This window comes from Variovorax glucosi, from assembly GCF_051216695.1.
In the GTDB taxonomy this organism is placed as follows: Bacteria; Pseudomonadota; Gammaproteobacteria; order Burkholderiales; family Burkholderiaceae_C; genus Variovorax.
On record NZ_JBPJZE010000001.1, the window covers coordinates 1,536,449 to 1,549,990 of the forward strand.

The window sequence follows — 13,542 nt, forward strand, 5'->3', positions numbered from 1 at the left end:
GAGGTCAAAAAGCGGGAAATGCGTTCAGGCTGCCGCGCGCTTGCGGTAGCGCTCGAGGAACTTGGCGATGCGGTTCACCGCCTCGCGCAGATCTTCTTCGTGCGGAAGGAAGACGATGCGGAAATGGTCCGGCGTGGCCCAGTTGAAACCGGTACCCTGCACCAGCATCACCTTGGTTTCCTTCAGCAGTTCGAGGAAGAACTGCCGGTCGTCGTCGATCGGATAGATCCTGGGGTCGAGCTTCGGGAACATGTACAGCGCCGCCGCGGGCTTGACACAGCTCACGCCGGGAATGGCGGTGATCAGTTCGTAGGCCAGGTCGCGCTGACGGCGAAGGCGACCGCCTTTGCCGACCAGGTCGTTGATGCTCTGGTAGCCGCCGAGAGCCGTCTGGATCGCCCACTGGCCGGGAACGTTGGCGCAAAGACGCATGTTCGAGAGCATGTTGAGGCCCTCGATGTAGTCGCGCGCCGGCTTCTTGTCGCCGGAAACGACAAGCCATCCGGCGCGGTAGCCGCACGACCGATAGCTTTTCGACAGCGAGTTGAAGGTCAGCGTCAGCACGTCGGTCGAAAGGCTGGCAATGGCGGTGTGCCTGGCGCCGTCGTAGAGCACCTTGTCGTAGACCTCGTCGGCGAAGATCACGAGGTTGTGTTCGCGTGCGATGGCGACGATGCCCTTGAGCAGTTCGTCGGAATACAGCGCGCCGGTCGGGTTGTTCGGGTTGATCACCACGATGCCCTTGGTGCGCGGCGTGATCTTGGCGCGGATGTCTTCCAGGCTCGGCATCCAGCCGTTCTCTTCCTCGCAGATGTAGTGCACCGGCTTGCCGCCCGAAAGACTGGCAACGGCGGTCCACAGCGGGTAATCGGGCGCGGGAAGCAGCAGTTCGTCGCCATCGTCGAGCAGAGCGTTCGTCGACATCGCGATCAGCTCGCTGGCGCCGTTGCCCAGGTAGATGTCGTCGAGCGTGACGCCGGCGATGCCCTGCTTCTGCGTCTCGTGCATGACGGCCTTGCGCGCAGCGAAGATGCCCTTGCTGTCCGAGTAACCGGCAGACGCGGGCAGGTTGCGGATCATGTCCTGCTGGACCTCTTCGGGTGCATCGAAGCCGAACACGGCGAGGTTGCCGATGTTGAGCTTGATGATCTTCTGGCCCTCTTCCTCCATCTGCTTCGCGGCGTCCATGATGGGACCGCGGATGTCGTAGAGCACGTTGGCCAGCTTGGCCGATTTCTTGAGCAGCTTCAAAGTCCCTCCAGGGGGCGCCTACATAGGGGAAAACCTATAATTTGACCACAGTTCCCAGGGTCCACCGATGAAGCTCCAGCCTGACAAATCCGACGTCCAGACCCTCACCGCACACGGCCCGGGCTGGGTCGCCATCAACAACGAGCGCGTCGAGCGAAGCGTCGTGATCGGCTCGCACGGCGAACGCTTCGACTGGGATTGCGCGCGTTTCGAGGATCTCGGCCCCGATCAGTTCGCCTTGCTCGCAGCGCAAGGCGCGGAACTGGTGATCTTCGGCAGCGGCAAGCGCATCAGATTTCCGCACCCGTCATGGCTGCAGCAACTCATGGCGCAGCGCACAGGGGTGGAAACGATGGATACGGCTGCGGCCTGCCGTACGTACAACATCCTCGCCAGCGAGGGGCGTCATGTGCTTGCCGCATTGTTGGTCGAGTCGCCGTGATTGGCGATCTATAACCATTTCAAGCTAAAATCGCAGGTTGCGAGCCCGGCGATGCGCCCTCGATCAGCAACGACAAATCTTCCATCGTTCAGGCTGCACGCCTTGATTGACGATGGAACTCAACGGAGAAAACAAGTTTCATGGCGATCGTTGTCAACAAACCCATTCCCGAATTCGAGTCTACCGCCACCGGCGGTCTCAAGGTCTCGAACACTTCGCACCTCGGCCATGTACTGGTGATGTACTTCTACCCCAAGGACAATACACCGGGTTGCACCACCGAAGCGATGCAATTCCGCGATCGTTACAAGGATTTCGTCAAGGCCGGCGCCACCGTGTTCGGCGTCTCCCGCGACAACATGAAGTCGCATGACGAATTCAAGGCCAAGCTCGAGCTGCCCTTCGAACTCATCGCCGATACCGAAGAGAAGATGTGCCACATGTTCGGCGTGGTCAAGAACAAGATCATGTACGGCAAGAAGGTGAAGGGCATCGAGCGCAGCACTTTCCTCGTTGGCGCCGATGGCATTCTCAAGGCCGAATGGCGCGGACTCAAGGTGCCGGGCCATGTCGACGACGTGCTGAAAGCCGTCAAGGCACTCAAGAAAGCAGCCTGAACGCTCTTCTCCCGCGCTTTCTCGGATGCCTTTGGCGTTGTGCATAATGAACGCATGCCGTTGAGCTCCGAGACCGCATCCACCGAACAAAGCCGCCCTGGCATACAGGCGGCTTTTTCGCTTTCTGGCCCCTTTCCATCTGCGAGCAAACTGCCACATGCCATTGCCCCCCGCACCCACGAAACGCGCAGCCCTTCTCTCACCGGATGCGGTCGACGCGCCGGCCCAGTCACCGCAAAAGGCGTCGCGCCGTAGCGGACGGGCCAATGAAGAGGCGCGTACTGCGCGCCCGCGGGCACTCGAACTCTCGGACGAGCGCGAGACCAGCGCGGTAGGCGGCTCTCCGATCCAAGCCGCCGCACAGCCGGCATCCTTTGCATCGACACCGATCACGACGACCGAACCGGCCCGACAGATCGAGACCAAGCCGCGGTCGGTTTCGCGAGCGCCCGCAGTACGCGCCGAGACACCTCCCGCGCTTGCGCCCGCGCCTGCACCTGTCGTCGCTTCGGCGCCGAGCCCACGCCCCCGCCGCAACAAGTCGACCGGCCCGGCCAAGCTTTTCGTGCTCGACACGAATGTGCTGCTGCACGATCCGATGTGCCTGTTCCGCTTCGAGGAACACGACATCTTTCTGCCGATGATCGTGCTCGAGGAACTCGACGGCCACAAGAAAGGCACTACCGAAGTCGCGCGCAACGGTCGTCAGACCAGCCGCACGCTCGACGCGCTTGCAGGCGCGCAGGGCGCTGACATCGCCAAGGGCCTGAAACTCGACACCACCGGCCATCGCGGGGCTGGCGGCAAGCTGTTCTTCCAGACGGCGCAGCTCGATTACTCGCTGCCCGCCAGCCTGCCGCAAGGCAAGGCCGACAACCAGATCCTGGGCGTCGTGCATGCGCTGCGCGACCTGTATGCCGAAGACCGGCCGGGTCAGCCGAAGCAGGAAGTAGTGCTGGTGTCGAAGGACATCAACATGCGCGTCAAGGCACGTGCACTCGGCCTGGCGACGGACGACTACCAGAACGACAAGACGCTGGAAGACGGCGACCTGCTCTATGCCGGATCGCTCGCGCTGCCGCCCGATTTCTGGACGCGCCAGAGCAAGACGGTCGAGAGCTGGCAGAGCGGCAGCAGCACGTTCTACCGGATCAGCGGCCCGATCGTGCCCAACCTCTACATCAACCAGTTCGTGTTCTTCGAAGCGCCTGGCGAGCCGAGCATGTACGCGCGCGTCACGGAAATCCGCGACAAGACCGCGGTGCTCAAGACACTCAAGGACTACAGCTCGGTCAAGAACGCCATCTGGGGCGTCAACACGCGCAATCGCGAGCAGAACTTCGCGATGAATTTGCTGATGGACCCGGAAATCGATTTCGTCACCCTCACCGGCACTGCAGGTACCGGCAAGACGCTGATGGCGCTCGCATCCGGCCTGACGCAGGTGCTCGACGACCGCCGTTACACCGAGATCATCATGACCCGCGCGACCGTGAGCGTGGGCGAAGACATCGGCTTCCTTCCCGGCACGGAAGAGGAAAAGATGGGACCGTGGATGGGTGCGCTGGACGACAACCTTGAGTTTCTGGCCAAGGGCGACGGCGGCGGTGCCGGCGAATGGGGCCGCGCCGCGACCAACGAACTCATCCGCAGCCGCATCAAGATCAAGAGCATGAACTTCATGCGCGGACGCACGTTCCTGAACAAATACGTGATCATCGACGAGGCGCAGAACCTGACGCCCAAACAGATGAAGACGCTTATCACGCGCGCGGGTCCGGGCACGAAGATCATCTGCATGGGCAATCTGGCGCAGATCGATACGCCCTACCTCACCGAAGGTTCGTCGGGCCTCACGTTTGCGGTCGACAAGTTCAAGGGCTGGCCGCATAGCGGACACATCACGCTGGCACGCGGCGAAAGGTCGCGCCTTGCCGACTTCGCAAGCGAAGTGCTCTGACCCGCCAGGCGTTTTCTACAAGCTATCCGAAGCCCGCAGCGCCACAAGCGCTGCGGGCTTTTTTATCGAACCGGTCTAGCCGATCCGCGCCACGAATGCACTGGGGCGTTCGCGGTGCGCGTAGAGACTCAGCGATTTCCTGGCCCGCGTCATGCCGACGTAGAACAGGTTCTCTTCCTCCACCAAAGTGCCACGCGGCCCCGGAAATTCGCCTTGCCGCAGATACGGCATCGCGACATGCTCGAATTCGAGACCCTTGACCGAAGCCACATCGGCCAGAAGCACGCCGGCCGATCCGGTACGCAGCGTGCGCTGCTTGATCTCGGCATCGTTCAGACTCTGGAAGAAATCGGCCGGCGTGTCGAAGCGCTCTGCCGAATGCCGGAGGCCGGCCAGATTGCCCTGCACTTCCTCGCGCCGCGCCTGCCGCACGAAAGCGCCGGCCGCCAGCAGGTCCATGCGCAGCGCTTCCACCACCTTGTCGAGCAGATGCGGGCCCGACTCCGTCTTCGCGATCTGCACGGCGGCACGAAGACGGTGGGCCACCACCGGCGCCACGCCGTTCAACACCTGGTTGTCGAAGAAAGATGCCAGGATCAGCGGGTTGTCGGTGACGTGCCGGATCGCATCGTCGAGCATTTCTCGCTGCGTCATGTGCGCATGGCCGGTTGCCGTGATCTGCACGTCGCAGAAGAACACGAAGGCCTCGACCACGCGGCGCCGCGTCTGAGGATCGTCGATGCTCGTGAACCGATCTGCCGCCACGGCCAGCAAACCGCGGATCAGCAGGATCTCCGGACGCATCAGGTAGCTGTCGAAGCCGCGTGTCGTGTAGGCGATGTCGGCTGCCAGCAATGCGTTTTCCAGTGCCACGGACTGGTCGGGATGGCGCAAAAGAACAGCAAACGCCGGCTGCTTCTTTCGCGCGACCTTCCACTTCCGGATCTCGGCCACGACCAGGCTCTCGCAACTCTGGGTGCCTTCGTCGTCGTAGCGCAGCGTCGCTATCGCGGTCGCATGCTCGCTCGCCGAACTGCATTTCTTCTCTTTGAAGCGGGCCACGGCGTTGGCAAGCGAAGCGTCATAGCGAAAGCTGGCGGTCAGCGGATAGCGCTTGATGCGGCGGGCATTCGTGCTCGTGCGCTCAATTTCTTCCCCGAGAAAGCGCGGATCGGCACCCGCAGCCGAGTAGATGACCTGGTCCTTGTCGCCGACACCGCAGAAGAAGCATTTGCCGGCCAGCAGCTTCTCGAGGATCAGGTACATCGCCTGGTTCATGTCGTGCATCTCGTCGACAAGCAACATCTTTACGCGCGACGGCCACACCGCCAGCGTATCGGGCACTTCGCCGTCGAGGATGAGCCGCGCCAGATCGTAGGTTGCGTCGAAAGAACCGCGGAACACCGGATGGTCGGGATGGCCGCCGCGACGGATGCGCTCGTAGGCCTTGAAGACCTTGAGCAGCGTGTAATCGCAGCCGATCGACGCGGCAAAATCCGGGTTCAGCGGGCCCTCGTCCTTAACGAACTCCAGCAGCATCCGGCCCTTGACGTTCAGGTCGACCTGGAGAAAGGCCTCGATCGTCGCGTTGTCGCCGACGGACGGAATGACGAGTGCTTCGCGCCAGCGCTCGGTGTCGTCGTTGGCCACGGATTCGATTGCCTCCCAGACCGACGACTTCGACGCTTCGGCATCGGCTTTCACCGGCACCGGGACACCGTCGAGTCCACGCAGTACCGTGCGCGCAAAGGACTCGAAGGTCTCGATACCGAATTGCCTGATGACCGCCGAAGGCACACCGATCTTGCCCAGCGAAAGACCGAGCGCTTCCCGCGCCTCGACGGTGTAGGTCAGGGCAAGACAGTCCGCGGGATGCATGCCGCGCGCCCACGACTCCGCCATTCGCAACGCCAGCGTCGTCGTCTTCGCGGCGCCGGCATTCGCTTCGACGACGACCGTGTTCTCGGTTGCCGTCTGGATCGCGAGTTGCTCGATCGTCGGTACGAGCGACTGCGGAACGAAGCGGGGCGGTTGTGGGATCCGGCCCGAAGCCGTTGGCAAGGCGCTCAAAAGTTGCTGCCGCCGCCGCCCATCGCCAGGCTTTCGAACTTCGTGATCGACTTCAGGAAGGCCAGCTTGACGGTGCCGGTCGGGCCGTTACGCTGCTTGCTGATGATGACTTCGGCGACGCCGGGTTCCTTGCTGTTCTTGTCATAGTAGTCGTCGCGATAGATGAACATGATCACGTCCGCGTCCTGCTCGATCGCGCCGGATTCGCGCAGGTCGCTCATCATCGGGCGCTTGTCGGTGCGCGACTCGACGCCACGGCTCAGCTGCGACAACGCGATCACCGGGCACTTCAGTTCTTTGGCAAGCATCTTCAGGCCGCGCGAGATTTCACCCACGGCGGTTGCGCGGTTCTCGTCGTTCATGGCCGTCGACACGCTCATGAGCTGCAGGTAGTCGACGACGATCAGTCCGAGTTGGCCGCAGGTACGCGCGAGGCGTCGCGAATTGGCGCGCAGTTCGCTGGTGGTCAGGCCCGGCGTCTCGTCGATGTGCAGAGAGATGTTGCGCAGTTTTTCGATCGCTTCGGTCAGGCGCGGCCATTCCTCGTCGGTCAGCTTGCCGGTACGCAGGTGCGTCTGGTCGATGCGGCCGATCGAGCCGACGATACGCACCGCCAGCTGCGACGCACCCATTTCCATCGAGAACACCGCCACCGGCAGACCTTCGTTGAGCGCGACGTGCTCGGCGATATTGATCGCCAGCGCGGTCTTGCCCATCGACGGACGCGCGGCCAGCACGATCATGTCGCCGGCCTGGAAGCCCGACGTCATGCGGTCGAGGTCGATGAAGCCGGTCGGCACGCCGGTGATGTCGTTCGGGTTGTCGGCCATCTCGGTCACGCGGTCCAGCAGTTCGACCACCAGCGAGTCCATGCCCTGGAAGCCCTGCTTCATCCGCGAACCTTCCTCGCCGATGTTGAAGATCTTCTGCTCCGCCTCGTCGAGGATCTTGTCGACCGCCTTGCCCTGGGTGTTGAAGGCGTTGGTCGCGATCTCGTCGGCTGCCGCGACCAGCTTGCGCAGGATCGAACGCTCGCGAACGATTTCGGCATAGCGACGGATGTTGCTCGCGCTCGGCACGTACTGCGCGAGCGAGTTCAGGTACATCAGGCCGCCGACTTCATCGGACTTCCCCAAGTTCTGGAGCTGCTCGAAAACCGTGATGACGTCTGCCGGCTTTGAGGCGTTGATCAGCGTGCCGACGGCGGCGTAGATCAGCTTGTGCTCGTGCCGGTAGAAATCGGCATCGACCAGCAGATCGCCCATGCGGTCCCACGCACCGTTGTCGAGCAACAAACCGCCGAGCACGCTGGACTCGGCTTCGATGGAATGGGGAGGAATTCGCAGCTTGGCGACCTCGCGATCGGACATGGGATCGTTCTCGGCGTAGGAAAAGACGGCAGACATGGTTTTTTCTCGGGAAGAACGTTCCATGCTACGGCCGAAGATGGACCGCGCCTTGGGATAACGCTGTGGACAACCGGTGACTTGACTGTGCAGCGCGAGGGATAACTTCGCGGCGCAGAAAAAACAAAAGCCGCCCGAAGGCGGCTTTCATGGCGCGCAAGAAGCGCGTGAGATGATCAGGCGGTCTCGCCGTAGACCGTGACAGTGATGTCGACCACGACATCGGTGTGCAGCGCGACGCTGACCGTGCTGTCGCCGACGATCTTGATCGGACCGTTCGGCAAACGCACTTGCGACTTCGCAACCTTGTAGCCTTGCTTGTTCAGCTCGTCGGCGATGTCATGGTTGGTGACCGAGCCGAACAGACGACCGTCGACGCCAGCCTTTTGCGTGATCTTGACGCTGCTGCCGCCGAGCTTTTCGCCCTGCGCTTGCGAATCGGCCAGCTTTGCAGCTGCGGCCTTTTCGAGTTCGACGCGCTTGGCTTCGAATTCAGCCTTGTTGGCTTCCGTGGCGCGACGAGCGCGGCCCGACGGGATCAGGAAGTTGCGTGCGTAACCGTCCTTGACACGGACGATTTCGCCGAGGGTGCCGAGGTTGACGACTTTGTCCAGAAGAATGACTTGCATGATGTTTCTTCCTACTGCTTAGACGCGATGCTGGTCGCTGTACGGAACCATCGCGAGGAAGCGCGCACGCTTGATCGCGGTGTTCAGCTGGCGCTGATAGATCGCGCGCGTGCCGGTCAGGCGCGCGGGGATGATCTTGCCGTTTTCGCTGATGAAATCGCGCAAGGTGTCGATGTCCTTGTAGTCGATTTCTTCGACGCCGGCGACGGTGAAGCGGCAGAAGCGCTTGCGCTTGAACAGCAGCGACTGGGTGTTGCGCTTCGGGCGCTTGTCTTTGTTGAATTTCTTGAACGTGGCCATGGAGGGACCTCTCTTCGAAAATTAATCTTGCTGAAAATCCTGGATGTGCAGCACCGGCTGCTTCGCCGTCCCGGAAGTGGCGAGAAACCCCTGGAAATGCCAGAGACTGCCCATCACCTGCCTTGCGAGCCGTTCGGCCACTGCGCCGAACGCAACAGCCTTCACGACCGCCTTCACCTGCCTGGGCTTTCCGGCCTCCTGAACGATCGACTCGTGTTCGAGCTTCAGGTCCAGGGCGGGCAATCCCGCGGGGGTGAAACGCAAGGCACCGAGTTCGACGACGGTGGCAGTCAGCAGAAGCTGGTTGACTGCCTTCGCGGTCGAGGTGCCATTCACATCATCAGTTGTTGTTTGCGGCGTATTCGGCCTGCTGGACCTTGCGGGCCTCTTCGCGCTCGACCGTCTTCATCATCGAAGAGGGACCGGTGTCGGCCTTCTTCTTGACGACGGTCAGGTGGCGCAGCACGGCGTCGTTGAACTTGAACGCGTGCTCGAGTTCGCCCATCACGGCTTGTTCAGCCTCGATGTTGACGCACAGGTAGTGGGCCTTGTTGAGCTTGTTGATCTGATAGGCCAGCTGACGACGGCCCCAGTCTTCGACGCGGTGGATCTTGCCGCCGCCGGTCGTGATCAGACCCTTGTAACGCTCCAGCATGGCCGGAACTTGCTCGCTCTGATCGGGATGGATCAGCAGAATGATTTCATAGTGACGCATGGCACTCCTTATGGATCTTCCGTAGAAGGGATAAAAGCCACCCGCAGCGTCGGCGCAGTGTGGCAAGGCAAAGCCTGCGATTATAGCAGTGCGTGCTCAGATGCCTAAAACAGCATCGAGTACTGCCGCTTTCTCATCCCCGACCGCAGCGCGGATGCGTGGCGCGAGCGCCAGCAACTGCTCGAAGGAAGTCGCGCCTTCGATCGCGAGATTCAAACGGAAACCGCGCAGTCCGAGCGAGCCTGCAAGCCGCATGGCCACCGGATATGCATCCTTGTAACGCTGCTGCCTGTCGCCGACCGACGCTTGCGCATCGGTTTGCAACGGTGCCGACGCGGGACCTGGCGAGGAAACAGCGCGATCCAGCAAACCCAGCGTGAGCAAGGTCTCGATGTCTGTGTCGGCAACACCGTCGCAGGCCTGAAGGATTTCGTGGGTGGAACGTCTGCCGTCGAAGAGGATGAAAGCCGAGCGCTGACGCGGCGTCAGCCGAACCGAGCGGTCTCTGAATACCTGCTGCCCGGCTTCCGTCTTGACAAGAATCATGGTGATCTCCAACCGGCGTGAAAGCCTGGATCACCAAATTGGACACCAAAATTGCAATTTGTTGCAAATGCGTCTTCTTGATACTTATAAACCCGCGTTTGTCGCAAATTTATCGTTGCGAACACGAGAGGCGTTTGCCGCCCGTGTTCGCTGCTGTCTCAACGTGCCGAAAGCTGCTTCCAGGTGTCGATGACGCTGTCGGGGTTCAGCGAGATCGACTCGATGCCCTGCTCCGCCAGCCACAGCGCGAAGTCCGGATGGTCGCTCGGGCCCTGGCCGCAGATGCCGACGTATTTGCCCTTGCTCTTGCAGGCCGTGATTGCGCGGCTCAGCATGGCCTTGACAGCAGGATCGCGCTCGTCGAAATCGGCAGCCAGCAACTCGAGGCCGGAATCGCGGTCCAGACCTAGCGTGAGCTGCGTCAGGTCGTTGGAACCGATCGAGAAGCCGTCGAAGAATTCGAGGAACTCGTCCGCCAGGATCGCGTTGCTCGGCACTTCGCACATCATGATGATCTTGAGTTCGTTCTCGCCGCGCTTCAGGCCTTCTGCGGCCAGCAGACCGGTCACGCGCTCCGCCTGCTTCAGCGTCCGCACGAACGGCACCATGATCTGCACGTTGGTCAAGCCCATGTCGTTGCGGACACGCTTGAGCGCTTCGCATTCCATCAGGAATGCTTCGCGGAACTCGGCGCTGATGTAGCGTGCGGCACCGCGGAAGCCCAGCATCGGGTTCTCTTCTTCCGGCTCGTAGCGGCTGCCGCCGATCAGCTTGCGGTACTCGTTGGACTTGAAGTCCGAGAGACGCACGATCACCGGCTTCGGCCAGAAAGCCGCAGCGATGGTGGCGATGCCTTCAGCCACCTTGTCGACGTAGAACGCGCGCGGCGAGGCATGGCCACGGGCCACCGATTCGACCGCCTTCTTCAGGTCGGCATCGACGTTCGGGTAGTCGAGGATTGCCTTCGGATGCACGCCGATGTTGTTGTTGATGATGAATTCGAGCCGCGCCAGACCCACGCCGTGGTTCGGCAACTGCGCGAAGTCGAAAGCCAGCTGCGGATTGCCGACGTTCATCATGATCTTGAGGTCGACGGATGGCATTTCGCCGCGTTCGACTTCCGTCACTTCGGTTTCGAGCAGACCGTCGTAGATGAAGCCGGTGTCGCCTTCGGCGCAGCTCACGGTCACGAGCGTGCCCTCCTTCAGCAGATCGGTCGCATCGCCGCAACCGACGACGGCAGGAATACCCAGTTCGCGCGCGATGATGGCCGCGTGGCAGGTGCGCCCGCCGCGGTTGGTCACGATGGCGGCCGCGCGCTTCATCACCGGTTCCCAGTTCGGGTCGGTCATGTCGGTCACGAGCACATCGCCGGCCTGGACCTTGTCCATTTCGCTGATGTTGTAGACCAGGCGGACCGGGCCGGTGCCGATCTTCTGGCCGATCGCGCGGCCTTCGGCCAGCACCGAACCGCGACCCAGCAGCTTGTAGCGCTGCTCGGCCTTGCCCTGCTGCTGGCTCTTCACCGTCTCGGGGCGAGCCTGCAGGATGTAGAGATGGCCGTCGGTGCCGTCCTTGCCCCACTCGATGTCCATCGGGCGGCCGTAATGCTCTTCGATCACCAGGGCGTACTTGGCCAACAATTCGACATCTTCGTCGGACAGCGAGTACCGGTTGCGCTGCTCGGTCGGCACGTCGGTGGTCTTCACCAGCTTGCCGCTCGCAGCCTTTTCTTCCGGCGTCGCGAATTCCATCTGGATCAGCTTGGAACCCAGATTGCGGCGGATGACGGCACGGTTGCCCGCGCGAAGCATCGGCTTGTGGACGTAGAACTCGTCAGGATTGACCGCGCCCTGCACCACCGTCTCGCCCAGGCCGTAGCTGGAGGTGATGAAGACCACGTCTTCGAAGCCAGACTCAGTGTCGATCGTGAACATCACGCCGGCAGCTCCGAGGTCGGAACGGACCATGCGCTGCACGCCAGCCGACAGCGCGACGATATCGTGCTCGAAGCCCTTGTGGACGCGGTAGCTGATGGCTCGATCGTTGTACAGCGATGCGAAGACTTCCTTCATCTTGTGCAGCACGTCGTCGATGCCGACCACGTTGAGGAAGGTTTCCTGCTGACCGGCGAACGAGGCGTCCGGCAAGTCTTCGGCGGTGGCCGACGAGCGCACGGCGAACGAGGCGGCCGGGTTGCCGGCGCTCAGGGTGGCGAATGCTTCGCCGATGGCTGCCTGCAGATCGGCCGGAAACGGCTGCGCTTCGACCATGGTGCGAATCTCGGCACCGGCGACGGCGAGGGCACGGACGTCTTCCGTATCCAGCACGGCGAGGCGCTTGCTGATGCGATCGGCCAGGCCGTCGTGTGCCAGGAACTGGCGGAACGCATGCGCCGTGGTCGCGAAGCCGGTCGGTACGCGAACGCCCTGCGGCAGCTGGGAAATCATTTCGCCGAGGCTGGCGTTCTTGCCGCCGACCGACTCGACGTCGGTCATCCTCAGGTTTTCGAACGGTACGACCAGGGCGGTCGCTTCGAAGAGTGCAGACATGGGAAAGCTCCAGAAGTTAAAAACGGTGTCGGATGCAGGCGGCGCGGCACGATCGTTGTCGTTGCTCTGGGTGCGGGGGCGGCTTGCATCGGACAGAATTAGACAGATCGATTGTCGGAAAGACCGATTAGGACCATTCCGAATTCCCGATAATGTGCGGAATTGTAGGCGCGACACCGGTTTTCGCGTCGAAGGACAAGGCCGCCAGACATGACCATTCGCTCCGTATTCTTCGTCTCCGACGGCACCGGCATCACCGCCGAAACCTTCGGCAATGCCGTGCTGGCCCAATTCGAGATCAAGCCGCGCCACATCAGGCTGCCCTTTACCGACACCGTCGACAAGGCCCATCAGGCGGTGCGGCAGATCAACCACACGGCCGAAGTCGAGGGCCAGCGCCCGATCGTCTTCACGACACTGGCCAACATGGAAGTGCTGGCCGTGATCGAAACCGGCTGCAAGGGAATGCTGCTCGACATGTTCGGCACCTTCGTGCGCCCGCTCGAAATCGAACTGGCGATGAAGTCGAACCACCGCATCGGCCGCTTCAGCGACGTCAGCAAGAGCAAGGAGTACAACGCGCGCATCGCGGCGATCGATTTCAGCCTTGCGCATGACGACGGCCAGAGCAACCGCGACCTGGCCGGCGCCGACGTGATCCTGGTGGGCGTGAGCCGGAGCGGCAAGACGCCGACTTCGCTTTATCTGGCGATGCAGCATGGCCTGAAGGCGGCCAACTATCCGTTGATCCCCGAGGATTTCGACCGTCGCCAGTTGCCGCCGGCATTGCTGCCGCATCGCAAGAAGATCTTCGGCCTCACGATCCTTCCGGAGCGCCTGAGCGAGATCCGCAACGAACGCCGGCCCGATTCGCGCTACGCCAGCCTGGCGAATTGCCGCAACGAGGTCAGCGAAGCCGAAGCGATGATGCGGCGCGCGGGCATCCGGTGGTTGTCGACGACGACCAAGTCGATCGAGGAAATCGCGACGACGATCCTCCAGGAACTGCAACCGCAGCGCCTGACTTACTAGGCTCGCCCCCAGGCTGCGGCGC

At 62.1% G+C, this 13,542-nt stretch carries 13 protein-coding genes; 4 read left to right on the plus strand and 9 right to left on the minus strand.

Annotated features, from left to right (window positions below):
- Window positions 1-24 precede the first annotated feature (24 nt).
- Complete coding sequence (locus tag ACSFA3_RS07230; RefSeq protein WP_435504687.1) at window positions 25-1,251, minus strand: pyridoxal phosphate-dependent aminotransferase; 1,227 nt, start codon at window positions 1,249-1,251, stop codon at window positions 25-27.
- 67 nt (window positions 1,252-1,318) lie between these two features.
- On the opposite strand from ACSFA3_RS07230, the gene ACSFA3_RS07235 reads away from it, so the two are divergent.
- The 3 genes from ACSFA3_RS07235 (at window position 1,319) to ACSFA3_RS07245 (ending at window position 4,270) form a co-directional block, all read left to right on the plus strand.
- Window positions 1,319-1,693, plus strand: a complete 375-nt coding sequence (locus tag ACSFA3_RS07235; protein ID WP_435504688.1) for an Mth938-like domain-containing protein — start codon at window positions 1,319-1,321, stop codon at window positions 1,691-1,693.
- 140 nt (window positions 1,694-1,833) lie between these two features.
- Window positions 1,834-2,310, plus strand: a complete 477-nt coding sequence (locus ACSFA3_RS07240; RefSeq protein ID WP_435504689.1) for a peroxiredoxin — start codon at window positions 1,834-1,836, stop codon at window positions 2,308-2,310.
- 157 nt (window positions 2,311-2,467) lie between these two features.
- Complete coding sequence (locus ACSFA3_RS07245) at window positions 2,468-4,270, plus strand: PhoH family protein (protein ID WP_435504690.1); 1,803 nt, start codon at window positions 2,468-2,470, stop codon at window positions 4,268-4,270.
- Between the two features lie 75 nt (window positions 4,271-4,345).
- Here ACSFA3_RS07245 and ACSFA3_RS07250 read toward each other — a convergent pair whose 3' ends face one another.
- From ACSFA3_RS07250 to ppsA, 8 genes are all read right to left on the minus strand, one after another.
- Window positions 4,346-6,331: a UvrD-helicase domain-containing protein gene (locus tag ACSFA3_RS07250; protein ID WP_435504691.1), complete on the minus strand. Its 1,986-nt coding sequence runs from the start codon at window positions 6,329-6,331 to the stop codon at window positions 4,346-4,348.
- Between the two features lie 5 nt (window positions 6,332-6,336).
- Window positions 6,337-7,746 carry a replicative DNA helicase gene (gene dnaB, locus ACSFA3_RS07255; RefSeq protein ID WP_435504692.1) on the minus strand — a complete coding sequence of 470 codons (1,410 nt, stop codon included), beginning with the start codon at window positions 7,744-7,746 and terminating at the stop codon, window positions 6,337-6,339.
- A 176-nt stretch (window positions 7,747-7,922) separates the two neighbouring features.
- On the minus strand, window positions 7,923-8,375 hold the full coding sequence (gene rplI / locus ACSFA3_RS07260; RefSeq protein ID WP_435504693.1) for a 50S ribosomal protein L9: 453 nt from the start codon (window positions 8,373-8,375) through the stop codon (window positions 7,923-7,925).
- 18 nt (window positions 8,376-8,393) lie between these two features.
- Window positions 8,394-8,675 (minus strand): 30S ribosomal protein S18, encoded by a 282-nt coding sequence (gene rpsR / locus ACSFA3_RS07265; RefSeq protein ID WP_007830781.1) that lies wholly within the window; start codon window positions 8,673-8,675, stop codon window positions 8,394-8,396.
- A 21-nt stretch (window positions 8,676-8,696) separates the two neighbouring features.
- Complete coding sequence (gene priB / locus ACSFA3_RS07270; RefSeq protein WP_435504694.1) at window positions 8,697-9,011, minus strand: primosomal replication protein N; 315 nt, start codon at window positions 9,009-9,011, stop codon at window positions 8,697-8,699.
- A 4-nt stretch (window positions 9,012-9,015) separates the two neighbouring features.
- Window positions 9,016-9,390, minus strand: a complete 375-nt coding sequence (rpsF, locus tag ACSFA3_RS07275; protein ID WP_435504695.1) for a 30S ribosomal protein S6 — start codon at window positions 9,388-9,390, stop codon at window positions 9,016-9,018.
- A 96-nt stretch (window positions 9,391-9,486) separates the two neighbouring features.
- A complete protein-coding gene (locus ACSFA3_RS07280; protein ID WP_435504696.1) occupies window positions 9,487-9,948 on the minus strand; it encodes a hypothetical protein in 462 nt (153 codons plus the stop codon).
- Between the two features lie 146 nt (window positions 9,949-10,094).
- Window positions 10,095-12,488, minus strand: a complete 2,394-nt coding sequence (ppsA, locus tag ACSFA3_RS07285) for a phosphoenolpyruvate synthase (protein ID WP_435504697.1) — start codon at window positions 12,486-12,488, stop codon at window positions 10,095-10,097.
- 210 nt (window positions 12,489-12,698) lie between these two features.
- Between ppsA and ppsR the strand changes: the two genes are divergently transcribed.
- Window positions 12,699-13,520, plus strand: coding sequence for a posphoenolpyruvate synthetase regulatory kinase/phosphorylase PpsR (gene ppsR, locus ACSFA3_RS07290; RefSeq protein ID WP_435504698.1), 822 nt, complete (start codon window positions 12,699-12,701; stop codon window positions 13,518-13,520).
- The last annotated feature ends 22 nt before the right edge of the window (window positions 13,521-13,542 follow it).